Source organism: Labrenzia sp. VG12, from assembly GCF_002237595.1.
Classification (GTDB): Bacteria; Pseudomonadota; Alphaproteobacteria; order Rhizobiales; family Stappiaceae; genus Roseibium.
Window position 1 is genome coordinate 913,899 of the sequence record NZ_CP022529.1, and the last position, 23,805, is coordinate 937,703.

Here is a 23,805-nt window from a genome sequence, read left to right on the forward strand (position 1 = left end):
GGTTACAGGAAGGATCCGAGTTCCCGGCTCTTGTTTTCAACTTCGGCCGCCACATCCGAAAGGTCTTCGTCTTCGGGCCGTTTGTCGTCCATGTGAAGGCTTGCAAGCTGCTGCGTCTCGTCGGAGATACCAGAGGCATTTTCCTCTCCGAGCACGCGATTGGCAACACGCCCTGAAAGATCGATCAAAGTGGCGCCATTTGCAAGTGACATCAATGGAATGTCGATGCCGAGCTGCCGTTCTGCACTCATGCGCAGCTCCAGGGCCATCAGTGAATCCATGCCGATATCGGACAAGGGCTTGTGTGGATCAATTTCTTCAGGAGCAATGCGCAGGATCTTTCCGATCTCCGCGGCCAGGAGCTTGGCAACCGTTTGGGCAGCCGTCACCTGGTCCATCCCCTCCAGCATGGCGGCTAGATCGATCATCCCGTCACCGCCGGCGTCATCCTCGTCACCGAGGCCGAGCAGCGAGACAAGCGGCGTGCCGACAAGCGCGAGATCCTTGCGGGCTGCCTGCCAGTCGATACGGGCATAACCGAGAGATGCAAGTCTTGCGTCTTGCCCGTTGTCCTGCGCCATCAGGCTCATCAGGCCGTCGAGAGCCTCTTTTGCCGTGAGGGCATGGCGTCCGAGTTTGCGCGACAGCATTTCGTTGACGTCTTCGTTGCGGGCAAGATAGCCGGCATCGGAAATCGCACCCCATGCGACAGCCAGACCCGGACGTCCTTCCAGGCGCCGTTTGCGCGCAAGACCTTCCAGGTAGCCGTTGGCCGCGACATAGTTTGCCTGTCCAGGATTGCCGACCAGCGTGGTCGCCGACGAGTAGAGCACGAAATGATCAAGAGGGTCGTCGAGGGTCAGACGATCAAGCAACTCCGCGCCGCGCACCTTGGGTGCCAGGACCCTGGTCAGCCCCTCATGATCCATGTTTGCGATCAGCACGTCATTGAGAACCATCGCCGTATGGAAGATGCCCTTGAGCGGTTTTCCATCGGCGCGGATGTCGGTCAGGACCCTCTTTACCGCGTCTTCGTCGGTGATGTCGCAGGCGTATCCCTTGACGTCGACACCACGCTCGGCCAGTTGGGAGATGACCTCCTGAGCTTCTTCGCTGGCGTCGCCGCGCCGGCTGAGAACCGCAAGAGACCTGGCACCATGATCTGCAAGGCGATGCAGCAGCGCAGCGCCAAACCCGCCAAACCCGCCGGCCACGAGATATACGGCGTCGCCGTCAAACGCGATGTCCCTGACAGCCGGTTGCGCAGCGGGAACCTCTGGAGGACGAATGACGATCTTGCCGATGTGACCCGCCTGCTGCATCAGGCGGAACGCGTCCACGACGTCGGCCGCCTCGAAGACCCGGTGCGGAAGCGGACGAAGTGTACCGTTCTCGAAGAGTTCGACCAGCTTGACGAAGAGATCCACGGCCAGCTTGGGCTGCCGGGTCAGCAGCTGATCGGCATCAATGCCGAAATAGGTCAGGTTCTGACGGAACGGACGCAAGCCGATGCGTGTGTTGCCGTAATAGTCGCGCTTACCGAGCTCCAGGAAACGGCCAAATGGCTTCAGGACATCAATGCTGCGCTCCATGGCCTCGCCAAAGAGCGAGTTCAGGACTACATCAACGCCTTCGCCTGCAGTCTCCTCCATCACGGCATCGACGAAGGCAAGGCTTCTGGAATCGAGGACGACATCGGCGCCGAGCAGGCTCAGCGTGTTGCGCTTGTCTTCCGAGCCGGCCGTTGCGATGATCTTCGCGCCGCGCCACTTGGCGATCTGGAGAGCGGCCAGACCGACACCACCAGCGCCACCGTGGATCAGAACCGTTTCGCCTTCCGACAGGGCGGCGAGATGCACCAGCGCGTAATAGGCGGTCAGGAAGGTCACCGGAATGGTTGCCGCTTCCTCGGCCGAGACAGTTGACGGCATCGGCGCGCAGCCGCTCTCGTCAACGGTGACATGCGTCGCAAAACAGGCCGGCGCAAAGGTTATGACCTTGTCACCTGGCTGGAAGCGGGTCACATCCGGTCCGACATTGACAACACGCCCGCAGCACTCCATGCCCAGGGTCGGGCCGGCAAAACCGTCTTCCAGCGCTTCTTCCGGCAAGAGACCGAGGGCCCACATGACATCCCGGAAGTTCAGGCCGCTGGCTTCAACCGCGATTTCGACATCTTTGCCAGTCAGCTGTTTGCGTTCAACGGTTTGCCACGAGAGCTGGTCGAGCGACCCCTGACGCAGGATGTCCAGCCGCATTGCCGGATCGGCATCCTCGGCAAGACGCGTGTCGGACAGGACACCGCCCTTGAGCAGGCGTATGCCGGAGCGGGTTTCGCTGTCCAGAACAATTTCCCGTTCCCCGTTCGAGACCAGGATTTCATCGGCGACACGCGCAGCGGCGATCCCCGGCTCCAGGTCGGGAGAGACGTCGATCAGCTTGAGGTTGGCGTCGGGATATTCGTTCATCACGACCCGGCCAAAGGCCCAGAAGCCTGCCTGGTCCGGAGCGGCAGAGCGCCCTCCCGCGATATCCTGTGCGCCAGCTGGAGCGAGCAGGGCGATGTCGCCGGTATTGGCGCCAAGGGCCTTCAGGATCACCATCAGGCTGTGGGCTCTCGTGTCGACCGAGGCCAGGGCATCGTCCGATTTCGCATAGGCACCCAGAAGATGAACGACGCGCCCATCGTGGCTGGTCAGAAGGTCGGACAGAGCCTGATCCGGCGTGTCGGCCTCCTGTTCGGCCTCCAGCGCGGCGCTCCAGGTGTTGTCGTCGAGTTGTTCGGTGACACCACCTGGCACGAGCAGGGTCGCAGCGTGACCGTTGCGTTCCAGGCACGCTTTTAACCCCTCGGCCAGACGATGCGAGGGGCCGTCGGCATCGGTCAGGAGCAAATAGGATTTCTGCTCGGCAACCGACTGGTCTGCATCGGAAGCCTCGGCTTCCTCAACGGTGGGGGCATCCTCCTGCACCTCGACAGCACGCGCGCAGACGAGATCAGCCTCAACAAGCGAACTTTTCAGCGGCAGCGTTTCCACGGAACGCAAACCGGCGGCTTCCAGAGCCTTGGTCCAGTCCGACTGTTGTCTGGACACCGGGAATTCGACACTTGCGCTTTCTTGCCACCAGTCCGACCCGACACCCATGATCAGGTCGGCAAGCGGATTTGGCAGGGCTTCGGCGCTTACAGCCATCCCGCCAGGGACAAGAGCCTGCACAAGACGCTTCAGCGTTTCAGCATCGAATTCCGACAGCGACGTATCGAACAGCAGGAGGTCGAAGTGTCGCTCGAATGTGAATTCTGCGTCTGTCGGCTCGACAAACTCCGTAGCAGCGCTGCCTTGCCAGAGGCGTTCGCCACGACCGACCGCAGCAGCGGTTGCGTCCGTTACGACGAGAGCCATGTTGGTTGGGTCGAGTTTCTTGTCGATCCACGACGCCAAACCGCCATTGGCCCCGACGAGAAGAATGCGCAAGGCCTGGTCCGACGGCCACTGAGTGACGAGGTCCTGGCAAATCTTGCGCAAGGAGGCGGAAAGCTCCGTGCGCGCAGGTGCCGAGGACCGGTAGGCGTCGAACAGGCTGGATGAATACTCCTGGCCAGCGGTCTCAAGAAGACCGTCCTGAAGGATTTCCTTCAGTCCGGTCCAGAGCCGCGCCAGCAGAGCGGCCTCCGCGATATGTTCGCCGCCGCCGTCGGTGAGGGCTTGCAGCAGATCTCCGGCCGAAGGAAGTCCGGCCGGATCCGTCAGGGCATATCCTTCGTCGCTCTCGACGCAGAGTTCGCTTTCCACCAGCCAGGCAAACATGCTGGCTGCCAAGGGGGCTGCTGTTTCATGAAGTTCTTCAGCTGCAACAAGGTCAGCCAGGGCGACGGTTCGTGCGCCATAAAGATCAAAGAGGGTCTGATGAACCACGGAGCGGCCCAGAGCCTCAATCAAAACCCTGCTGTCTTCCAGCTCCTGGTCTTCCGATCCCGCCAGGTCGAGCTTTTGTGCAAGCTCGTCAAGCCCGGGGAAAATTGCCTCAAGCGGTGAAACGCGATTGCGTTCCGGCAGGATCGTCGCGATCTGGCGATAGACCAGATCGTCCGGCCGCGTCTCTTGTCCAAGCGTAACCGCCTTGAAACGTGTCTTGCTCAACCGGGCGACCACCTGTCCGTCACCGTCCAGAAACTCGAAACCGGCCTCGATCGAGCGGGGAGACGCCTTGGTGACCTCAATTCTGACCGATGTCGGATGAATTTCCGGCGCGAGCAAGCGGAGAGTGCCCAGGCGGATCGGCAGGAAGGACGTGTTTTGCGGCACGTCCTCAACTTCATCAAGAAGGGCAAAGAGACCGTGGAATCCGGAATCAACCAGCGTTGGACAGAGCGCAAACGAATGGGAACTGACGGATTCGTCGCGTTCGAGAAGCGTTACTGTTGCGCTCGTCTGCGAGTGCTTGATCACGCGGTCGGCTCTCCGGAATGCCGGTCCGTAGTTCAAGCCAAAGGTTTTTGTGAGCTCGTAAAGCGCCTGGTGATCCAGTTCCGACACCATTTCTTCGCTGCCCCGCAACCACGGCGAACGCGACGGAGTGGACGGCGTCTGGAAAGTGCCTCTTGCATTCAGTGACCAGTCATTGTCGGACAGGCGCGGACGCGACAGCACCTCCACGACATGGTCGTCGGACGAGATACGGACCTGTGTCTCCCAGACTTCGTCCCCTTCGATAACGAGGGGGCGGATAATGTCCAGGTCGCACAATTCGATCTGATCGGCCCGTGTCCAGCGCAAAGCCGCCCTCAGGCACATTTCAATGTAGCCCGCGGCCGGGAAAACGACGCTGTCTTCGACCTTGTGGTCCTGCAGGAAAGGCAACGAGCCGCTGTCGATGTGGTTGAACCACTCCGCGGCGTCCTGGCGCAGCCTGTGGCCCAGCAGGGGCCAGGTCTGGCCGAACATGAAGTCCACTCGTTCCGGGCTGCTTTCCGGCTTGTAGGCGGTATTTTGCCAGGGGTAGGACGGCAGCGAAACGAGGCTCGCAGGTTTCGGCCCGACATATTGGGTCAGATCCGTAACACCGCCATTGGCAAGCACCGATGCGGCAATACGCTCAAGCGGGTTCCCTTTCGGGGCCGCCGTTTGCTTCTTCGGCGGTTCCTTCAGCGTTTCCAGAACCTTGGCCTTCTTGCCCTTCGCGCGAAGAACATCGTTGATATAGGTCCCGAGTACCGGTTTGGGGCCGATTTCAACAAGAACCGCAAAATCGTCTGCGGCCATGTTTTCCATGGCGGCTGCGAACCGGACAGGCCGGCGCACGTTGCGCCACCAGTAGTCGGCAGAGACCTGAACGTCGGTTTCATCCGGCGTAACCGTCGAATAGAACGGAAGGCTGGCGGTTTTGGGCGAAAGCCCTTTCAGAGCGTCAAGAAGCGGTTCCTCGATGAGATCCACCAGTGCGCTGTGATACGGGTATGCGAGGTTGAGCCTGCGCATTGCCCACTTTTTCTTGCGCGCAAATTTTGCAAAGGCATCCAGGCTGTCACTGTCGCCAGAAATGGTCACGCTGCGCGGGCTGTTGTCAGCGGCCAGTTCAAGCCGCGGCAACCCGCTTTCCTCGATGGCGGCAACAGCTTGCTCGGCGGGTAGCAGGAGTGCGGCCATGGAACCGAGATCGCGGACAACTTCCTGCTCGCTGGAGCGCGCGCGGATAACGCGGACAGCCTGTTCCAGATCGAGAGCGCCTGCGCACCAGGCGGCAGCAACTTCGCCGACAGAGTGTCCAGCGGTTCCATCTGCTGTGATGCCGCGCTCGCGCAGGGATTCAACAATGCCGACCTGAATGGCAAAGAGCAGCGGTTGTGCGACTTCGGAGCGTTCCAGGTCCGCTTCCAGGTCGTCGGCAAACAGCGTGGTTACCAACGACCAGCCACTCAGGCCCATGAAAATCTTGTCGACCTTGTCGAAAGCTGTGCGGAACACAGTGTCGGCCTGATAGGCCTCCTGACCCATGCCCGCCCATTGCGACCCGTTGCCGGAAAACACAAACCCGACCTTCGCGTCCGGCTTGATGATGCTTCCGGAGACAAGGTCCGACCGGTCTTCACCATCCTCGGAGAAGCCGCGCAGGGCTTCCAGTTTCTCTTCCCTGGTCTTGCCGAGCACCACAAGGCGTTCGGACAGAAGGTCCCGGCTGTGCGCGCTCGAGGCAATCACGGCGCCGGCTTCCTCGTCGGAAGCGCTGTCCAGCCGGTTGGCGAAGCGCGCTGCGAGGTCCTTGAGGGCTTCGGCAGATCGAGCGCTCAGGACAAGGGGTGCCGAGTCCCGTGCATTTGAGGCGGGTGTGGTTACCGGATCAGGATCGCCGATAACGGCGTGTGCGTTGGTGCCGCCAAAGCCGAAGGAGTTGATGCCGGCCAGACGGCGTTTGTCGTCGCGCTGAAGCGGCATCGCCTCACCTGCGACCTTCAGGTTGAGGTCCTCAAAGGGAATGTCCGGATTGGGTGTCCGGAAATGCAGCGATTCTGGCAGCAGGTCCTCACGCAATGCCATGACGGACTTCAGCATGCCGATCAGGCCCGAAACCGGTTCCAGGTGTCCGACGTTGGTTTTGACCGAGCCGATCGGCAAGGCGTCGCTGCGTTTCTGCCCGATGACGCGGCCGAGTGCATCCGCTTCGGCAGGGTCGCCAACGCGCGTGCCCGTGCCATGCGCCTCAATGAAGGCCAGGGCTTCCGGGTCGATCTCGAGACCCTCGTAGATTTCGCGCAGCAGGTCTGCCTGGGCATACGGGGAGGGCAGGGAAAGACCGACGGTTCGGCCATCGGCATTGATGCCGGTCGCCAGGACCTTGCCATGGCTCTGGGTGCCTTCCGGCAACCCGGCTCTAGCGGCCCGCAAGACGACAACCGCACCACCTTCCGATCGCACATAGCCGTCGCCATTGGCATCAAACGCCTGGCACAGGCCCGTAGGCGACAGCATGGTCGCCCGAGAAAACCCGACGAAGGCGAAGGGGCTGAGCAGCAGGCTGACGCCGCACACGATTGCGGTGTCGATTTGTCCGCTCTCCAGCGCTGAAACAGCCTCATGCAAGGCGACGATGGACGAGGAGCACGCCGTATCAACCGTGAAACTCGGCCCGCGCAGGTCGTAGATATACGAGATCCGGTTGGAAACGATCGACAAGGTATTGCCGGTCATGAACTGCATGTCGGCGACCGGTGGATCGACAATAAAGCGATGGTGGTAATCCAGGGAGGAAGCGCCGACATAAACGCCAGTGGTTGTTCCGGCCAGGTCGCTTGGCTTGAGTTTGGCGTGTTCGAGGGCTTCCCAGACCAGCTGCAGCAAAAGGCGCTGTTGCGGGTCCATCTGAACGGCCTCACGTGGCGAAATGCCGAAGAAGGCAGGGTCAAAACCCCATACGTCGTCCAATTGACCTGCGGCCCAGGTGTAGGTCTTTCCAGAAGTGCTCTGGACCGGGTGACCGAACCTAGCCAGAGGCCAACGGTCTTCCGAGACGGACGTAACGGAACACCGACCGCTTTTCAGCAGTGTCCAGAACTCGTCAGAATTGTTGGCTCCGGGGAGCCGGGTAGAATATCCGAGAATATCGATGTTGGAAGTGAGCGACGCCACAGAACAACCTGTTTTTATTTGTTGAGAACAGTCAAGTTATTGATACTTCACAAGAAAATTAAAAGCTGCTATTGCTCATTCAAATTACTCCCTCATATTCAAACTCCGGCACCATCGGTCATTGCCAGCACCGCCGCGAACGAGTTTATCCCATGGCCATGACCGTTTCCAGCTGTCAGGAAATGGCTGAGTCAGGGAACCTTTATCCTAGACTGAATAGCTGTGGAAGGTACATCGCGCAAAAAAAAACGCAGCTCTTCCTTGTGTTAACACTAACCGTTGCCGGTCCAGGAAGCGCTTGGGCGAATAAAGGAGAAAAAAAGAAAACGCCCGATCCGGGGATCGGGCGCTCGTCTTGCCTGAAAGGTCACACATTACTGTCCGGGAAAGAGGCTTTCCGCTCGGCCATGAAGGCCAGCAGCGCCTCGTCGATGGCCGGATCGAGTTCCGGTCCGGAATAGGCCCTCAACTGTTCCTTCCAACGGGCATTTGCCCGTTTTGCCGCATCCAGTTCGCCGTCTGCCAGCCACTGCTCGAAAGAATTGTTGTCCGCGATCGACGAGCGGAAGAAGGCGCTTTCGAAATTGCGCTGCGTATGAGCGGCGCCCAGGAAATGTCCGCCGGGGCCGACTTCCTGGAGCGCGTCCATGGCAAGTGTCTCGTCGGAGATCTCGATGCCCTTGGCAAGCACGTGCATCATGCCGAGCTGGTCGGCATCCATGACAAATTTCTCGTAGGAGGAACACAGGCCGCCTTCCAGCCAGCCTGCGGAGTGAAGGCAGAAATTCACACCGGATTGAACCGTGGCCAGGATGGTCTGTGCGGATTCCTGGGCCGACTGGGCATCCGGTACCTTGGAGGCTGTGAAGGAGCCGCCGGATCGGAAGGGCAGCTTGAGGCGGCGGGCGAGTTTGGCCGCGCCGTTCAGCAACAGCGATCCTTCCGGGCTGCCGAAGGTCGGGGCACCGGATTGCATGGAAATGGAGCTGACAAAAGCGCCGAATACAACAGGCGCACCTGGACGGACCAGCTGTGTCAGCGCGCAGCCGGCAAGGGCCTCGGCCAGAACCTGCGACAGCGTGCCGGCAACGGTGACCGGGCTCATCGCGCCGGCAAGAATGAACGGCGAGACGATACAGGCCTGATTGTGACGTGCGTAGACCTTGAGCGCACCGAGCATGGTGGCGTCAAATACGAGCGGCGAGTTGGCGTTGATCAGCTGGATCATGACGCAGTTCTGATCGACGAATTCTTCGCCAAACGTTATCTGCGCCATCTTCACCGAATCCTCGGCCCGCTCCGGTGCTGTCACGGAACCCATGAACGGCTTGTCCGAGTATTTGATATGGGAATAGACCATATCGAAATGGCGCTTGTTCACCGGAAGGTCGACGGGCTCGCAGACCGTGCCGCCTGAGTGATGAAGCCAGGGCGACATGTAGGCCAGTTTCACGAAATTGCGGAAATCCTCGATCGTGCCGTATCGGCGGCCCTGATCGAGATCGGTTACAAAGGGAGGGCCGTAGACGGGGGCAAGCACCAGATTGTTGCCACCGATCTCGACGTTGCGGGCAGGGTTGCGCGCATGCTGGGTGAATTGCGCAGGAGCAGTCTTGACGATTTCGCGCAGCATGCCCTTTTCGAAATAGACCCGTTCGCCATCGACCCGTGCACCGGCCTGTTTCCAGATATCGAGCACTTCCGGGTCTTCGCGGAACTCGAGGCCGATTTCGGCCAGGATGCGGTCGGCATTGGCCTCGATGCGTTCCGCGCCTTCATCGCTCAAAAACTCGTAATTCGGGATATTGCGCGAAATATAGGGAACGGATTGTCCGCTCGGGCCGGCCTGGCGCCGCTCGCGGCGGGCGTTTCTACCTCGACGGCCTGATGGGGCGGCGTCTGACATTTTGATTGCTCCCGAAAAGATGCATATTAGTTTGCGCGTAGTCTTGATCAGACAGTGCGGTCGCCCGGCTCCAGATCCGTCGCGCAATGCCGCAAATGCGTCATGTCGCTTTGTTGCTCCATTTTGTCTCAGAAGTCCATTGACTTCATCGGCACGAACACCGTACAGCCGCTAGCAAATGCTTGGCTGAGCACCCTTGATGCTGCTACAGCGTTTCTTCACAAACAGGATCAGCGCCTGAAACGCCGGGGCTTGTCACTTCAGGCAGGCCAACCCGTTTTCGGGGCCCAAGACAGACACAACGAAAGATCATCGCATGTCCAAGCTGGAAAATCTGCTGGCCGCCAAGGGGGCATTGCTCGCGGACGGGGCGACAGGGACCAATCTCTTTGACATGGGGTTGTTGTCCGGCGACGCGCCGGAACTCTGGAACACGGACGAACCGGACAAGATCAGGGCTTTGCACCAGTCCTTTGTTGATGCAGGGTCCGACATCATCTTGACCAACACCTTCGGCGGCAATCGCCACAGGCTCAAGCTGCACAACGCCCAGGACCGGGTAAAGGAACTCAACATCGCCGGTGTCCATCTGGCCAAGGAAGTGGCGGCGACCGTTGAACGGGAGGTTCTGATCGGCGGATCTGTCGGGCCGACCGGCGAACTGTTTCAGCCGCTCGGCGCCCTGAGCTATGAAGACGGTGTTGCTGCGTTCAAGGAACAGATGGAGGGCCTTGTCGAAGGCGGCGCCGATATCCTCTGGGTCGAAACCATGTCGGCGGTGGAAGAAATGAAAGCCGCCGCGGAAGCCGCACAGGCCTTCGACTTGCCGCTGGTGATCACGGCAAGCTTCGACACGGCCGGCAAGACCATGATGGGGCTTGCGCCAAAGGGACTGGGCGATCTGCAGTCGCAATTTGCCTGCACGCCGGTGGCCATCGGCTCGAATTGCGGCGTCGGCGCGTCCGACCTGCTGGCGGCGATCATGGAAATCACCGAGGCCTATCCAGATGCGATTGTCGTTGCCAAGGCCAATTGCGGCATTCCGCAGATCCAGGGGGACGAGGTCGTCTATACCGGTACGCCGGAGCTGATGGCCAAATACACGCACATGGCGCTGGATGCCGGTGCCCGGATCATCGGTGGCTGCTGCGGCACCTCTCCGGTTCACCTTGCGGCCATGCGCGGAGCGCTTGACGTGCACACTGCCGGCAACCGGCCGACCCTGGAAAAGGTGCTGGAGGAAATCGGGCCGCTGGTGTCTCCTCCCAACAAGGAAGCGGATGCAGCGAGGGCCGAAGGCGAGGGAGCCGGTTCGGGGCGCCGCCGCGGTCGCAGGCGCGGCTAACAGACCAGAAGAAGGGCGCTGGCAATTCAGGCGCCCCATATTCCCGTCATGCCAGGCCTCAGCAGGGGCCGGGCGAGGCGCTTTCGAAAGATGCGCCGGATTTACGCAGAGTCGCGGAGACGATGCCCATCGGCTGATACGGCGGATCAGTCTGCATGCCTGGATTGGTCATGTGGATCTTGTAGCAGCCGGTGAAGGTCTCGCTGGTGCCGTCTTTCTTCGAAGCGGATATGGCAACCGGCAGGGCCCAGTAGATCTGTCCCGCTCCCGGGTCGGGCGCCGTTTCTCCGAACTTGACCTTGACAGCGCCGGTATCCGCATAGCCTTTCACCCAGGCTTCAAACTCCTTTGGTGCGGATCCTTCGGCGAAATATCCATAGGCCTGTGCATAGCTTTGCTGGCTGATGGCAGCATAATAACTTTCCACCAGCGTCTGCGGGCTGGACCGGTTGTCCATGTACGTCCAGTTATCGGCTGCTGCCGGTGCCGCCAGGCTGGCAACGCCTGTTGCCACCAGCATTGCGGACAACCGAGTGTATTTGGCTCGAGGCAATCTCATCACTTCGTGCTCCCTTGTTCAGGACGGCTGTTCAGAGGGTTTCAATGGCCTCCGGTTGGATGATCTCGACGCTCTTGTCGACGACAAGCGGGCGTGCTGCCTCTCGCCAGGCAGAAAGATGCGGTGTGGCAAAATGGGCCTCCAGCGCCTGCCGGTCCTGCCAGCGTTCCACAAAGACAAGCGTGTTCGGGTCGCTGACACTTTGGTGCAGATCGTAGGACAGGCAGCCGTCTTCCCTGCGGGTGGCCTCGATACAGATTTGGCTCGCCGAGATCAGTTGTTGCCGGTTCTCTTCGGTTGTCTGGAGGGTCGCGATCACGAAAATCATTCTGGTTCCTGTCAATTGTCAGAAGGGATTTGGTGTGACGGGTGTCCGGCCACGGGACACGCCGCATGCAGGTGATTTGCCTGATCCATTACATGTTGTTTCCGTGACGCAATCAAAAGTTTATTGAGTTTAGATGCCAAGATGTTACTTGAACGCCGAGATCGCTCCGTGACAGGGGCGACCTGAGTGCGGGGACAGTGACTTGAGACTTTTCGGACTGATTTTGATTGCTGCGGCGAGCCTTGTGCCGCTGATCTGGTTTGCGCCGCTTGCCGCCGAGCGGGATCCGGTCGCCGTTTTCAGTCAGTATATCGGGTCGGCTGCCCTGATCCTGATGGGCATCAACCAGTTCATTGCGACCCGGGCGCCCGGACTGGAGACCGTTTTCGGGCCGCTCGACCGCATCTATGTGCTGCACAAGTGGCTTGGCGTCATTGCAATGGTCTGCCTCGGTCTGCACGACATTATCGACGCGGAGATGAACGGATTGCGTGGTGGGCCCCTGGCAGGCATTGCCGAAGACATCGGCGAGGTCAGCCTCTATGGCCTGCTGATCCTCGTCCTGGCCTCCGTGATAACCTTCATTCCCTACCATCTCTGGAAGTGGAGTCACCGCCTGATCGGCATCTTCTTCTTCATGGGTGCGTTTCACTACTTTTTCATCGAAAAACCGTTCTCGAATTTCGATCCGCTGGGCCTCTATGTTTCCGCATTCTGTGTACTCGGTCTTGTCAGCTATGTCTGGATGTCATTGCTGCGCCCGATGGCGCCACGCGGTCATGGCTACAAAGTGTCTTCCGTCCGCCATCTTGGCGGTCTGACAGAAGTGGAGCTTCAGCCAAAGGGCAGGGGATTGAAACACAAGCCGGGCCAGTTTGCTTTTCTGGCCGTCAAGGGAAGCGGCTTGTCCGAGGAGCATCCCTTCACGCTCTCCAGCGCGCCACGTGACGACAGGTCACTGCGTTTTTCAGTCAAGGATCTTGGCGACTATACACGGCGCTTGCGGCGCGAACTTAAGGAAGGCATGGAGGCGACCGTTTCCGGCCCCTTTGGTCATTTCTCCATGCCATCTGGCCGGGACCCGCAAGTCTGGATCGGGGCCGGGGTCGGCATCACGCCGTTTCTGGCCTTTGCCGAAAGCCTGAAATCCGCCGATGCCGGTACGGTGAAGCTCTATTACTGCGTCCGTGAACGCGACGACATTCCCTATGCGATGGATCTGGAACGCCTTGCCGAGGAGGTCGGCAACCTGGAACTGGTGATCGTCAATTCCAATGAGGGCGTGCGGTTGACACCGGAGCGCATTGAAGCGGATCTGGGTGGTGGTCTGCGCCAGGCCCATGTGTTCTTCTGCGGCCCCGTCGCCATGCGCAAGGCCCTCAAGTCCGGCCTGGTGCTGAAAGGCTTGCGGGCCAGCCGTTTCCATTTCGAAGAGTTCGAGATGCGAACCGGCATAGGTCTCAACGCCCTGGCGGCCTGGATCTGGGACAAGGGCATCTACGCCTTCGAAAAACGTCGCGCGGCCAAGACCCAGCCAGCAGAATAACCGGTTGCCCATCAGGACGCGCTTGCAATTTCTGCCTTTTGACCTTTACGTAAAAGCGAGCTGCATTTGCGGCGCGTTTTTAGGGGTATAGGGAAACAGAAAATGCATCCGGTAATGACGGGCGACGAGATCATGGCAATGCTGGACGACGTGTTCCCGCAGATCCATGCCGGCGGGCGGGTTTATGCCATCGACGGTGTGTCACCTGGGGAAGCCAGCGTGCGCCTCAGCGCCAACGAATTGCATCTAAGGCCCGGCGGGACGGTTTCGGGGCCTTCGATGATGGCGCTTGCCGATCTGGCGGCCTATGTCGTGATCCTTGCCCATATCGGCCCGGAGGCCCTGGCGGTAACCACCAATCTTAACATCAACTTTCTGCGCAAGCCGGAGCCCGGAGACCTGATCGCAACCTGCCGTCTCCTGAAACTGGGCAAGCGGCTGGCCGTGGTCGACTGCGGCATTGCCGGGGAGGGGCAGGAAGACCTGGTTGCCCACGCGACCGCGACCTATTCGGTGCCGCCGCGCTGATGATCGTCAGGCTGTCTGGCGGGCCAGATCCTGCTTGAACAGGCCTTCCAGGTCCTCTGAATATTCGACAACCTGACCGCGGCCGCGCCGCTTGGCCGCATAAACGGCCAGATCGGCCCGGTGCAGCGCGGTTTTTTCCGTATCGCCTTCCCGGGTCAGGTAGGCCCCGACGCTCAGGCTGGGCACATAACTCTTGTCCTCGTGCGCACAGGGTGTTTTTGCACCTTCCATCACGCGGCCATAGAGTTTGCGGAACTCGTCGCGGGTGATGTCGGGGGCAAGCACCACAAATTCGTCGCCACCGAAACGTCCGACAATGTCGCTGTTCCTGCGGGTGCTGTCGCGCAGTATGCCGGCGATGTGTTTCAGCAGCAGATCGCCGCAGGCGTGTCCGTATTGGTCATTGACCTGTTTGAAATAGTCGACATCGACAAACAGGACACCCAGACCGTTGGCCGTCTCCGGGTCTGCGAAAAAGTCGTCGAGGATTTCCGAAATGGAATTGCGGTTCAGGATACCGGTCAACTGGTCGTAGCGGGTGAGTTCCAGCAGTTTGCGGTCCTTTTTTCGCAGCTGACGTGTCCGGTGCACATAGGCCGCGGCCGGGACCGCCAAAACAATCGCTGTGCCGAGAACAAGCAGCCAGCCGATCTGCTGGAACGCCGATTCAAGGGCTTCTTCCAGGGGGCTGACGTCGACATAGACCTCAATTGTTCCGACCCGCCTGCCATCTGGTGTAACGGCAGGAACATAGGCTTCGACAAAAGTGTCTGGCTGTCCGGAGTATTCTGCAACCTCGTCGTGAATGACAAAGAGCTTCGGCTCGCCAGAGAAAAACACCTCCAGCGCATTCTTGTTGAGCGCACCTTCATGATCAAACTCGGCGTCGCCGGCCGTAAAGGTGCGATGCCCGTGCATGTCAAACAACTGGAACTTCAGGATGTCGATCATGGCGAAGGAATCGACAAGCCGAAGTATGTCGGCATCGGCAACAGCGCCCTCTTCAAACATGCTTTCTGCGTTGGGGACGTTCTTGAACAGCCGTTCCGACCAGGTCATTGCCTTGACTTCGGCATTGTGCCGGATGGAATTGAGCACCTGCCAATCCAGAAGCACATGAACGGCACCGGCAATACCGGCGAGCAAAAGCCCGCCTGCAACAACGGCAAGCACCAGCGGTCTTTTTGTCCAGTAGGGCAGGCTGAACAGCTGCATCAATTTCCCTTGCGTCAACAACGTTTCTCTAATCTGTGCCCCAATGGGTGTTAAGCTGGCGTAAAATCCGGTCTTCCAATGCGCCAGGAAAACGCCGGGACCAGCAGGATTTGGGAGAGAAACGCTCGAAAAACATACGGTATTATGATACCGTTTTTATAAGTCGTTGTTTTAAAAGGTTTTTATTGGGCTTTATTGCGTAATTTGTGATTGACGACGTTTTGATGTCGGCGTATAAGCTGCCTCGAACGAATTCAAGGTCCGTTCGCTGCCTCTGTCATGGAGACGCGCGGGCCTTTTCTTTAACCGCTCAGTACGGATCAAACTCATGAAGACCTTCTCTGCCAAGCCGGCTGAGGTCGAGAAAAAGTGGATCTTGATCGACGCAGAAGGCATGGTTGTCGGCCGTCTCGCCGCCTTCATCGCCAACCATCTGCGTGGCAAGCATCTGCCGACCTACACGCCTCACATCGACACCGGTGACAACGTCATCGTCGTCAATGCGGACAAAGTCGTGTTCACCGGCCGCAAGTACGACAACAAGAAATACTACTGGCACACCGGCCATCCGGGCGGCATCAAGGAGCGCACCGCACGTGCCATCCTGGAAGGCCGTTTCCCGGAGCGCGTCCTGGAAAAAGCCGTGCAGCGTATGATGCCGGGCGGTCCGCTGTCCAACAAGCAGCTGAAAAACCTCAAGGTTTACGCTGGTCCGACCCACCCGCATGAAGCTCAGTCGCCGGAACTCGTCGACGTCAAGGGCCTCAACGCAAAGAATGACGGCAAGAGGGCTTAACAATGGCTGAGCTGCAATCCCTGGAAGAACTGGGCGGCGCGGTCGACACCGCAGCCCCCGAAGCTCCGGTCCATGTCCAGAAGCTGGACGCTCAGGGCCGTGCGTACGCAACCGGCAAGCGTAAGGACGCCATCGCGCGCGTCTGGATCAAGCCGGGCACCGGCAAGATCATCGTCAACAAGAAGGACTTCACCGAGTATTTCGCTCGTCCGGTTCTTCAGATGATCCTTCAGCAGCCGATCATGCTCACCGACCGTGCTGGCCAGTACGACGTTGTAGCCACCGTCACCGGTGGTGGTCTGTCCGGTCAGGCTGGCGCTGTGCGTCACGGCCTCTCCAAGGCCCTGACCCACTACGAGCCGGAGCTGCGCGGCGTTCTGAAGAAAAACGGCTTCCTGACCCGCGACAGCCGCGTCGTCGAACGTAAGAAGTTCGGCCGCCGCAAGGCCCGCCGGTCCTTCCAGTTCTCCAAGCGTTAATCGCTGGACCGACTGGTCTTACCGTTTCAGGAAAACCCGCCGGAGCGATCCGGCGGGTTTTTTGTTGTCAGTTGAAGCCAAGCGCTATTCCGGGGGGATCGAACCGGGCGGCGGCAGCGGCACTTCGATTGGTTCCAGGGGCAGTCTTGCGTCGCAGGTCTGGGACCCGGGGGAGAGCGCACAGCCGAGTTCGGCCCTGAAACAGCCAATCACGCGGTTCACGCCCAGAGGGGCAGCGTGATAATGATAGCCGAGCCCTGCCGTTGTGTGGCCTCTGCATGAGTCGAGATCTGGCGGCTCCTGGCCATCTGCGTCCAGCTGGCTATAGATGCCGTGGCCATCCATCGCCATGCCCACAAGGTCCGCATGCCCGCCAGACTGTTCGACAGTTTCAAGACACTCCGTGGCGAAATGATAGTGGTAGCCGAAATAGGGGTTCACGTGACCGCCGCAATCGTCGAACGGGGCGATGTTGTAGGCGTGCAAAATGGCATTGACCGGGGCAGGGCCTTCAAAGCGGACCCCGTCGAGTGAAATGCCGGCGCCCGGATGATCGGTCAACTCGATTGGCTCGTCGACAGGCACAGGATCCAGCGGAATGAACAGTGTTCGAATGGGCGAAAAAACGGTCTGCTCCGGCGTGCACTGCGCGCAGTAATAGTAATACGCCTTCCAGACATCCGGCCGCGCCACTCCGAAGCAGGCATCAAAGGACCTTGAGACCAGGACTTCTCCCGTTTTCGGGTCATACATCTGCCATTTCGGATCGTCGTAGAATTCGGCCAGATTTTTGACGAACGCACCATCTGCGTCATAGACCTTGCCGTCCTTGAACCAGATGCCGGCGTCCTCCGGTCCGTCTTCAATCGTGCTCGGACACCAGGGCCCGGGCTCTTCGCGCGGCGCCTGTTTCAGCACCAGTTTCACGCATCTGGTCGTGGTGCCGCCGGAGAGCGTGCAGTCCGCTACCTCGGCGTCCTGCATGATGGCTTCCGGCCGGACATGAGCCAGGAAGGTCTTCAACACAGCGGATGCGTCTGGCGGAATGCTCAGTCTTGCAGCGTCATGTGCGCTGACGTCAGACGGGATCAGGCAGACCGCCAAAAGGCCTGCACATGCAAGGTTTCCGGAAGGTCGGCTGACAATCATGACGGTCCTCTGCGATCAGGTGACGAAACCGAGTCGGGCAAGAGGTGTTGCCCTTCCGGAAAATCGTAGCATGGTCCATTGACACCCCGTGCGCCGATCTGTTTCCGCATGTTGCCGTCGCGGAGCCGGTCGTTTGCGGCAAGGTGAGCCGATTTCGGCTTGCGCGCACGCCGTTTCCGGTCCATGCAGCCCTCTCCAAGGCCTGCCGGGCGGGCCAGAATGTCCAGATCGATGTCAGGTGCCATGAGCCAGGCCAAATTCGTTACAGGCAGCTTGTTCCGTCATGTCACGGTCATGTCGCTGACGTCCTCAGTCGGCCTGATGGCGATCTTTGCCGTCGACTTTGTCGACATGATCTTCATCTCCATGCTCGGCAAGGCGGAACTGGCTGCCGCGGTTGGTTACGCCGGCGCGATCCTGTTTTTCACCACGTCTTTCAATATCGGCGTTGCCATTGCGGCCGGCGCTCTGGTCGCGCGGGCGCTTGGGGCAGGGGATCGGGAGGAGGCGCGGCAACAGGCCTCCAACGCGCTCGTGGCCGGGGTGATCTTCAGTGGCGTCTTTGCCCTTGCGGTCTGGTTGTCGCTGGACCTGCTTGTCAGCCTGATCGGCGCCCATGGCGACACCCATGATCTGGCGGTTCACTATTTGCAGATCATTGTGCCAACGTTGCCATTGCTATTGCTCGGCATGGCGGGGGGCGCCGTGCTCAGGGCCCATGGCGATGCCAAGCGGGCAATGATGGCGACAATTGCCGGCGGCGTCGTCAATGCGGTCCTGGACCCGATCCTGATTTTCGGACTGGATCTGGAATTGACCGGCGCTGCCCTGGCGAGCGCCGCGTCGCGCGTTGCGATTGCCTTTTTTGCCCTGGCGCCGATCTTCCGGTTTTACGGCGGGCTCAGCCTGCCGAGACCGCTCAAGCTCCTGAAAGACCTGCCCCCCATATCCGCCATCGCCTTTCCCGCCATCCTGACCCAGCTGGCAACACCCGTCGGCCAGGCCTTCGTCACGCGCTCCATGGCGGAGTTCGGCGAAGAGGCTGTCGCCGGCATGGCCGTGGTCGCACGCATGACGCCGCTCGCCTTTGCCACGATCTTTGCCCTGTCCGGTGCTGTCGGACCCATCGTCGGCCAGAATTTTGGTGCCGGAAAGTATGACCGGGTGCGCGGCACCTTGCGCGAAGCGCTGCTCTTCACGGCGCTCGTGGTCGGCCTGGCCGCGTTGGCCCTGTTCTTTCTCAGAACGCCGATTGCGCGCCTGTTCGATGCCGATGGCCTTGCCCTGACGCTGATCTTCCTGTTTTGCGGCCCGCTGGCGCTGGCCTTTTTCTTCAACGGCGCCTTGTTCGTTGCCAACGCGTTTTTCAACAATCTTGGCCGGCCGTTTTACTCCACCTGGATGAACTGGGGCCGGCACACGCTCGGGACGATCCCCTTTGTCATGGTGGGGGGCGCACTTTATGGCGCTCCCGGCGTCCTGATCGGACAGGCTGCCGGCGGCGTCGTCTTCGGGATTGCCGCGGTGGTGCTGGTGCGCGTCGTGATCCGCGATGTGGAGACGCATCACGAAGCCTCGAAAGGTCCGGGCCTGTTCCAGCGTCAGGCACGTCAGGTCATATTGTTCTTTTCAAGAAGGTGACCGGTTCTGGCATTGTGGGCTGCAAGTTTCTGCAGCTGGCGCAGTGCCTTGACGGCCGCCTTGTCCGTCATCGGCCGTGATGGCGCCGGGCCAAAGTCACCCGTCAGGAAAGTCCATGCGAACAGGACCGGATCGGCCGAGCTCAGCCAGCTTGGTTTTTGACTGACCCGCTTTTCCGCCAGAACCTGACCGCTGTCGATATCCAGAAGATAACCGTAGAGTGTGACGGAGGGCCGGATGAGCAGCGGCAACCAGGTGTCGTTGGTGTTCAGGGAGGCCAGAAAGCCGTAGCGCAGGTCGGTGATGGCAAGATGCAGGAGCTGATCACCCGGTTTCAAATCAGCGCCCGGTGAATAGAGCGGCAATTCGAGCGCCTTCGCAAAATAGCGCTGCAATTGCTCCTGATCAGGCTCCGTTTGGACCGGGGCTCCAAAATGGTGGCAAAAGGAGCTGACGATGTTCCAGTCGAGATGCATCTGGACATCGCCGAGATGGATCTGAGGCGGTTTCTTTCGTCGGAACAGCCAATTCAGGAAGGACATGAAAGAATAATTCCAGTTCTGAAGACAAACCTCGCCAAGTCAGTTCTCTCCGCAACAGGATGACGGAAAGTGCAATCAACCAGTCCCATGGCGGCATACATCGTCGCGGACCTGGACGTGATGCACCCAGCGCTTTGGATAAGCTTACAAAGCGGCATGGTAGTTGGCCTCGGCGTCTTGTTTCAGGTGTTTCAGCAGCTTGATGGCTGCAAATTCGATCATGTGCAAACTTTTGATGGGGTCGGAGAAAAAGGATCGTTTGGAAGTGAATTTCTCAGTGATCTTGTCCTCGGATAGGACGCACCCGGTATTGGCGTCAACCAATTGCCCTTCGAGGTTCACAGACCCGGAAGGTCTGCGAAAGGCAAGTAAGAAAACTGAGATTATCAAGCCTAAATCGGGGCCGCTGACAAGAGAATCTCCGTTATCATTGTCGATACCAGTGACTACGAAATTGTAGACCCAAACGTCATTTCGGATCTTGGACTGCTCGAAGATTTCGAACCCGAAAAGGTGAGCAAAATACTCACGGAGTTGTCGATTGTTTTCGAGTTCTCGAGAACTGGGTCGCAACAGGGCTAGGATCTTCTCCCGAAAATCACCCTTTAAATCCAGTTCGACATTTCCCAGCTGGATCTGGGGACGTCGCATGCGTGGATCGATTTTGGGAATTTTCATTGATTGCCCTGCATTGCCCAAGACTCGGAACATAGGTTGTTCTGACGATGAATTAAAGAAGCGCAGCTGGACTGGGTATTTTTCTGGTTTCAGTTTTCCTCTTTCCTCCCAAACGAAGTAGCCGCCGAAACTTGGGGCATTCCATATGGGACGGTGCAGAGCATTCGGCCACGTGGCGGATCATGTCGCGCAGCGAGATCAGGTGATCGATCTGTCGGTCGAGGTCGTTAGCCTTGCCATAAAGAACCTGTCTTGAAATAGCGGGACGCCCGTCCGGGCCAAACATGGCTTTGATCTCATCAAGTGAAAATCCGCCAGCCTTGCCGAGCGTGATCAGCGCCAGCTGATCGATCACCTCCGGACCGAACAGCCGCTTCAGCCCTCTGCGTCCCACGGAAGTGATCAGGCCCTTTTCCTCATAATGGCGAATGGCCGACGCGGCGATGCCGGTCTGCTTCGAAACTTCTGAAATATCCAGCAAATTCATCTCTTGACCTCAAGTCGACTTGAATTAGTAGGCTGATGCCTCCCTTTCCCAAATGCAAGGAAAATCAAGGTGTCTTCCCAAACGCATGTGTCAGGCCGCCCGATCTGGCTGGAAGCTGCGGCCATCGCGCTGCTCCTGATTGCAACGCTCAAGATCATGGCCAATGCCACCATCAGCCCTGCGCTTCCCGGACTGGAAGCAAGCTTTGCCGATAGTCCGCAAGCTGCCTACCTGACGCGGTTCCTGGTGGCCGCGCCGTCCCTTTCCGTCGTGTTGATTGCACCATTTGCCGGCCTTGCCGCCGACAGGTTTGGCCGTGCGCCCCTGTTGATCGCGGGGGTGGTGCTGTTCGCCGTCAGCGGCAGCGCCGGCGCCTATCTGCCCGATCTGAGCTCCATTCTCGTCAGCCGGCTGCTGCTGGGCGTCGCCGTTGCACTCACCATGACAGCCCAGGTCGCTCTGGTCGGAGACCTGTTTGACGGCGAGCGCCGCAGCGCCTTTCTGGGACTGCAGACAGCGGCCATCAACTTCAGCGGTTTCCTGTTCATCAGCCTGGCTGGCGGACTTGCCGGTCTTTCGCCGCGACTGCCGTTCCTGATCTACGCTCTGCCGGCTTTGCTTTTGCCGTTGCTGCTTGTGGTTCTGCGGCAGGAAAGACGGTCGCGCATCGCTTCCCAGATTGCAGCTGCACCGGTGCCGGCAGCGTCTGAAAAGAGCTGGTGGCTGCCATCACTCGGGGTTGCGGTGCTGACCATGCTCACCGTGATGCTGTTCTTCCTGATGCCGAGCCAGTTGCCCTTCTATCTGGAAGAAAACGGCCTGGACGGAGCCCTGGGAACGGCCTTTGGGCTGGGCGCGCTCACCTTGACCGCCGGCTGTGTGGCCATGGCATTCAAGCGGATCAGCGCCAGGCTGGGCCTTGCGATGACCTTCGGTCTCGGCTTCGCCATGATGGCAACCGGTTTCGCCACGCTGTCCCTCGGTGCCTCCTGGGGCCTGATTCTGGCCGGCGCTGCCCAGGTCGGTGCGGGTTATGCCCTGGTGCAGCCGGCTCTCTTCATGCTTGCGCTTCATCTGGTGCCGGAAAGCAGGCGGGGCAGGGTCTCCGGAATGGTCACGACCGCCATGTTTCTCGGTCAGGTGGTCTCACCGCTGCTCTTGACGCCACTTCTCGATCTCAGTGGATTCGAGTGGCTGTTTCGCGCTGTTGCGGCTGGTTTTGCCGTTGCCTGTCTCTCGGCATCTGTCATTGCGTGGTTCAAAAGGAGGCGGCCGCCAGCACGCTCAAAATGGCAGACTGCTCGAGGGTGACCCGCCTGGATTGCGAATGAACGATTCCTCAGGGCGGCAGAGAGAGGTCAGAACACCAGAACCTTCACCGGCAGGAGCAGCGCCTGAGCACGGATCACCAGCGCATTGGCAATGCCCATGCCATCGACAATACGGGACAGAAAGGCGGAAAATCCCGTGATCTTGCCGGCCTTGATGGCCTTGTCATGACTGGAATAGGCAACGCCGATGCATCTGCTTCCAGGGGGAACCTCGTCGGCATGTCCTTCGTAGAGAGGTTCGATGACTGTCAGGATCGTGCCCGGGCGGGCACGGTCCTGCAGATCGATCAGCTGATCGGTCGGGCGCAACTGGCCACCTGCAATGGCGGTTTGCACTTCAACGACCTTCATCGGAATGACGGTGAGGGGTTTTGAGGCACATGTGATCTCCACGAGCGTGCCTGGATGAAGCACCTGGGCTGATATCTGGCCGAACCCGGCCTGGAACCGGCCCCGGCCGGAGCCTTCCGGCACCAGGACTCCCGCCGGGCGCAAGATCGGATTGACGAGGTCTCCCGGTTTCAGTTTGAACTGGCGGACAGTGCCGTTGGTTCCGGCAAAGACGGTCGATTTCTCGATTTCGGTTTCCGCTTGCGCCAGGGCTGCCTCCGCACTTGCACGCTGCGCCGGCAGCAGATTGTTCAACCGGCCGGCAACCGCGTCGCGCTGCGCTTGTGCCGATTGCAATGTACCTTCCAGCCCCGCGACACTCAGGCGAAGTCGTTCCAGTTCCTGCTGGCTGACAACATTCTGATTGCGCTCCGAAAGTTCGTTCCTTCGGTTGAAATCGTCCTGGGCCTGCCGCAACTGGCTTTCCGTCGCAACGATAGAGCCTTCGGTCGCAAGCAGGTCGGACCGCGCGACAACGAGGGCCGCGTCGATCTCGGCAATGCGTCGGCGCGCCGTTTCAGCCGCTGCCCGCTGTCGCTGGGTGTCCAGCCGGAAAATCGGGTCGCCGGCGCGTACGAACTGATTGTCGGAAACATAGACCTCTTCCACGCGGCCGGGGCGGTCGCTGAGAATGGAAACGGTCCGGAACAGTGAGGTCACATTCGTCGTTGTAGGGTGAAAGTAGAAGATGACCGTGAGCAGCGAAATGGCCAGAACGGCACAGCCGGTGATCCCCCAGCGAAGCTCGTACCAGACATTGAACAGCGTGATTTCGTGACCGAGCCGTTTGCCCTGCCTGTGCCGTCGGTAAAGGTAGTCCGGGACGATCGTGATCAGTGCACTGAAGAGCAGCTCAAGCATCGCTGGTCTCCTCACTTCCGCGAAGGCGACGGCTGCGGCGTCGATTGGTCCGGATCTGAACGGGCAGAACGATCTTCGACAGTGGAATGGCGGCGATCAGGAGGGCAGCGATCCAGAAGGCATTGTTCATGAAGAACAGCGACAGCAGTCCCAGGATGCCGACAATCTGCAGCTGGGCCTTGCTGGTGCCGGAGGCCATGCGGTCCGGTATTGCCTGAATGGTGAAATAAAGCGCGCCGAAACCGAGCAGGATAGCGACCAGCGCTATGGCCACCAGATAGAACAGGATGTCGGTTGACCCGGGCCCGGTTATGAAAAACGGTGCCGGGTCTGGCACGATCTCGACAGCTGGCGCTTCCATGGACTTCCCCCTCTGTCTGTCCACCTGGAAGTACACTT

18 protein-coding genes are annotated in these 23,805 nt (G+C 59.7%); 7 read left to right on the forward strand and 11 right to left on the reverse strand.

All coding sequences use genetic code 11. The features are described 5' to 3' along the window. Nucleotides 1–2: 2 nt before the first annotated feature. Nucleotides 3–7,625 (reverse strand): type I polyketide synthase, encoded by a 7,623-nt coding sequence (locus tag CHH27_RS04190; RefSeq protein ID WP_208988544.1) that lies wholly within the window; start codon nt 7,623–7,625, stop codon nt 3–5. 367 nt (nt 7,626–7,992) lie between these two features. Beyond that, on the reverse strand, nt 7,993–9,531 hold the full coding sequence (locus CHH27_RS04195) for a trimethylamine methyltransferase family protein (RefSeq protein ID WP_094070464.1): 1,539 nt from the start codon (nt 9,529–9,531) through the stop codon (nt 7,993–7,995). 316 nt (nt 9,532–9,847) lie between these two features. On the opposite strand from CHH27_RS04195, the gene bmt reads away from it, so the two are divergent. Next, nucleotides 9,848–10,876, forward strand: a complete 1,029-nt coding sequence (gene bmt, locus CHH27_RS04200) for a betaine--homocysteine S-methyltransferase (protein WP_094070465.1) — start codon at nt 9,848–9,850, stop codon at nt 10,874–10,876. A 58-nt stretch (nt 10,877–10,934) separates the two neighbouring features. Here bmt and CHH27_RS04205 read toward each other — a convergent pair whose 3' ends face one another. Next, on the reverse strand, nt 10,935–11,435 hold the full coding sequence (locus CHH27_RS04205; protein ID WP_208988546.1) for a hypothetical protein: 501 nt from the start codon (nt 11,433–11,435) through the stop codon (nt 10,935–10,937). Between the two features lie 31 nt (nt 11,436–11,466). After that, the gene (locus CHH27_RS04210; protein WP_094070467.1) at nt 11,467–11,763 is read right to left on the reverse strand and encodes a putative quinol monooxygenase; all 297 of its coding nucleotides are present in this window, start codon (nt 11,761–11,763) and stop codon (nt 11,467–11,469) included. 202 nt (nt 11,764–11,965) lie between these two features. Between CHH27_RS04210 and CHH27_RS04215 the strand changes: the two genes are divergently transcribed. Beyond that, entirely contained in the window at nt 11,966–13,309 is a 1,344-nt protein-coding gene (locus tag CHH27_RS04215; RefSeq protein ID WP_094070468.1) for a ferric reductase-like transmembrane domain-containing protein, read from the forward strand. 102 nt (nt 13,310–13,411) lie between these two features. Beyond that, entirely contained in the window at nt 13,412–13,837 is a 426-nt protein-coding gene (locus CHH27_RS04220) for a PaaI family thioesterase (protein ID WP_094070469.1), read from the forward strand. Nucleotides 13,838–13,843: 6 nt separating this feature from the next. On the opposite strand, the gene CHH27_RS04225 is transcribed toward CHH27_RS04220, so the two are convergent. Continuing rightward, a complete protein-coding gene (locus CHH27_RS04225; protein ID WP_094070470.1) occupies nt 13,844–15,052 on the reverse strand; it encodes a GGDEF domain-containing protein in 1,209 nt (402 codons plus the stop codon). A gap of 328 nt (nt 15,053–15,380) precedes the next feature. On the opposite strand from CHH27_RS04225, the gene rplM reads away from it, so the two are divergent. Both rplM and rpsI read left to right on the forward strand, forming a co-directional pair. Further along, entirely contained in the window at nt 15,381–15,848 is a 468-nt protein-coding gene (gene rplM / locus CHH27_RS04230; RefSeq protein ID WP_094070471.1) for a 50S ribosomal protein L13, read from the forward strand. 2 nt (nt 15,849–15,850) lie between these two features. Continuing rightward, nucleotides 15,851–16,327: a 30S ribosomal protein S9 gene (rpsI, locus tag CHH27_RS04235; protein ID WP_094070472.1), complete on the forward strand. Its 477-nt coding sequence runs from the start codon at nt 15,851–15,853 to the stop codon at nt 16,325–16,327. A gap of 84 nt (nt 16,328–16,411) precedes the next feature. Here the strand turns inward: rpsI and CHH27_RS04240 are convergent, their stop codons facing one another. After that, entirely contained in the window at nt 16,412–17,476 is a 1,065-nt protein-coding gene (locus tag CHH27_RS04240; protein WP_094070473.1) for a YHYH protein, read from the reverse strand. 219 nt (nt 17,477–17,695) lie between these two features. Between CHH27_RS04240 and CHH27_RS04250 the strand changes: the two genes are divergently transcribed. Continuing rightward, nucleotides 17,696–19,117: an MATE family efflux transporter gene (locus tag CHH27_RS04250; RefSeq protein WP_208988548.1), complete on the forward strand. Its 1,422-nt coding sequence runs from the start codon at nt 17,696–17,698 to the stop codon at nt 19,115–19,117. On the opposite strand, the gene CHH27_RS04255 is transcribed toward CHH27_RS04250, so the two are convergent. The 3 genes from CHH27_RS04255 to CHH27_RS04265 form a co-directional block, all read right to left on the reverse strand. Continuing rightward, nucleotides 19,087–19,659, reverse strand: coding sequence for a hypothetical protein (locus tag CHH27_RS04255; protein ID WP_094070476.1), 573 nt, complete (start codon nt 19,657–19,659; stop codon nt 19,087–19,089). The two genes, CHH27_RS04250 and CHH27_RS04255, sit on opposite strands and share 31 nt — an antisense overlap. A 144-nt stretch (nt 19,660–19,803) precedes the next feature. Further along, on the reverse strand, nt 19,804–20,337 hold the full coding sequence (locus CHH27_RS04260) for a hypothetical protein (protein ID WP_157738676.1): 534 nt from the start codon (nt 20,335–20,337) through the stop codon (nt 19,804–19,806). 52 nt (nt 20,338–20,389) lie between these two features. Beyond that, a complete protein-coding gene (locus CHH27_RS04265; protein ID WP_094070478.1) occupies nt 20,390–20,824 on the reverse strand; it encodes a helix-turn-helix domain-containing protein in 435 nt (144 codons plus the stop codon). A gap of 69 nt (nt 20,825–20,893) precedes the next feature. Here CHH27_RS04265 and CHH27_RS04270 point away from each other — a divergent pair, with 69 nt between their 5' ends. Continuing rightward, the gene (locus tag CHH27_RS04270) at nt 20,894–22,135 is read left to right on the forward strand and encodes an MFS transporter (protein WP_094070479.1); all 1,242 of its coding nucleotides are present in this window, start codon (nt 20,894–20,896) and stop codon (nt 22,133–22,135) included. Between the two features lie 47 nt (nt 22,136–22,182). Here the strand turns inward: CHH27_RS04270 and CHH27_RS04275 are convergent, their stop codons facing one another. Next, entirely contained in the window at nt 22,183–23,406 is a 1,224-nt protein-coding gene (locus CHH27_RS04275) for an HlyD family secretion protein (RefSeq protein WP_094070480.1), read from the reverse strand. Then, a complete protein-coding gene (locus CHH27_RS04280; RefSeq protein ID WP_094070481.1) occupies nt 23,399–23,767 on the reverse strand; it encodes a hypothetical protein in 369 nt (122 codons plus the stop codon). The genes CHH27_RS04275 and CHH27_RS04280 overlap by 8 nt, the downstream gene beginning before the upstream one ends. Nucleotides 23,768–23,805: the final 38 nt, after the last annotated feature.

Coding starts and splice junctions, on each gene's coding strand:
- CHH27_RS04250 (WP_208988548.1), top strand. CDS start 17,696: ATGTCCAGATCGATGTCAGGTGCCATGAGCCAGGCCAAATTCGTTACA.
- rplM (WP_094070471.1), top strand. CDS start 15,381: ATGAAGACCTTCTCTGCCAAGCCGGCTGAGGTCGAGAAAAAGTGGATC.
- CHH27_RS04210 (WP_094070467.1), bottom strand. CDS start 11,763: ATGATTTTCGTGATCGCGACCCTCCAGACAACCGAAGAGAACCGGCAA.
- CHH27_RS04205 (WP_208988546.1), bottom strand. CDS start 11,435: ATGAGATTGCCTCGAGCCAAATACACTCGGTTGTCCGCAATGCTGGTG.
- CHH27_RS04195 (WP_094070464.1), bottom strand. CDS start 9,531: ATGTCAGACGCCGCCCCATCAGGCCGTCGAGGTAGAAACGCCCGCCGC.
- CHH27_RS04275 (WP_094070480.1), bottom strand. CDS start 23,406: ATGCTTGAGCTGCTCTTCAGTGCACTGATCACGATCGTCCCGGACTAC.
- CHH27_RS04265 (WP_094070478.1), bottom strand. CDS start 20,824: ATGAATTTGCTGGATATTTCAGAAGTTTCGAAGCAGACCGGCATCGCC.
- CHH27_RS04260 (WP_157738676.1), bottom strand. CDS start 20,337: ATGAAAATTCCCAAAATCGATCCACGCATGCGACGTCCCCAGATCCAG.
- CHH27_RS04240 (WP_094070473.1), bottom strand. CDS start 17,476: ATGATTGTCAGCCGACCTTCCGGAAACCTTGCATGTGCAGGCCTTTTG.
- CHH27_RS04225 (WP_094070470.1), bottom strand. CDS start 15,052: ATGCAGCTGTTCAGCCTGCCCTACTGGACAAAAAGACCGCTGGTGCTT.
- CHH27_RS04255 (WP_094070476.1), bottom strand. CDS start 19,659: ATGTCCTTCCTGAATTGGCTGTTCCGACGAAAGAAACCGCCTCAGATC.
- bmt (WP_094070465.1), top strand. CDS start 9,848: ATGTCCAAGCTGGAAAATCTGCTGGCCGCCAAGGGGGCATTGCTCGCG.
- CHH27_RS04280 (WP_094070481.1), bottom strand. CDS start 23,767: ATGGAAGCGCCAGCTGTCGAGATCGTGCCAGACCCGGCACCGTTTTTC.
- rpsI (WP_094070472.1), top strand. CDS start 15,851: ATGGCTGAGCTGCAATCCCTGGAAGAACTGGGCGGCGCGGTCGACACC.
- CHH27_RS04220 (WP_094070469.1), top strand. CDS start 13,412: ATGCATCCGGTAATGACGGGCGACGAGATCATGGCAATGCTGGACGAC.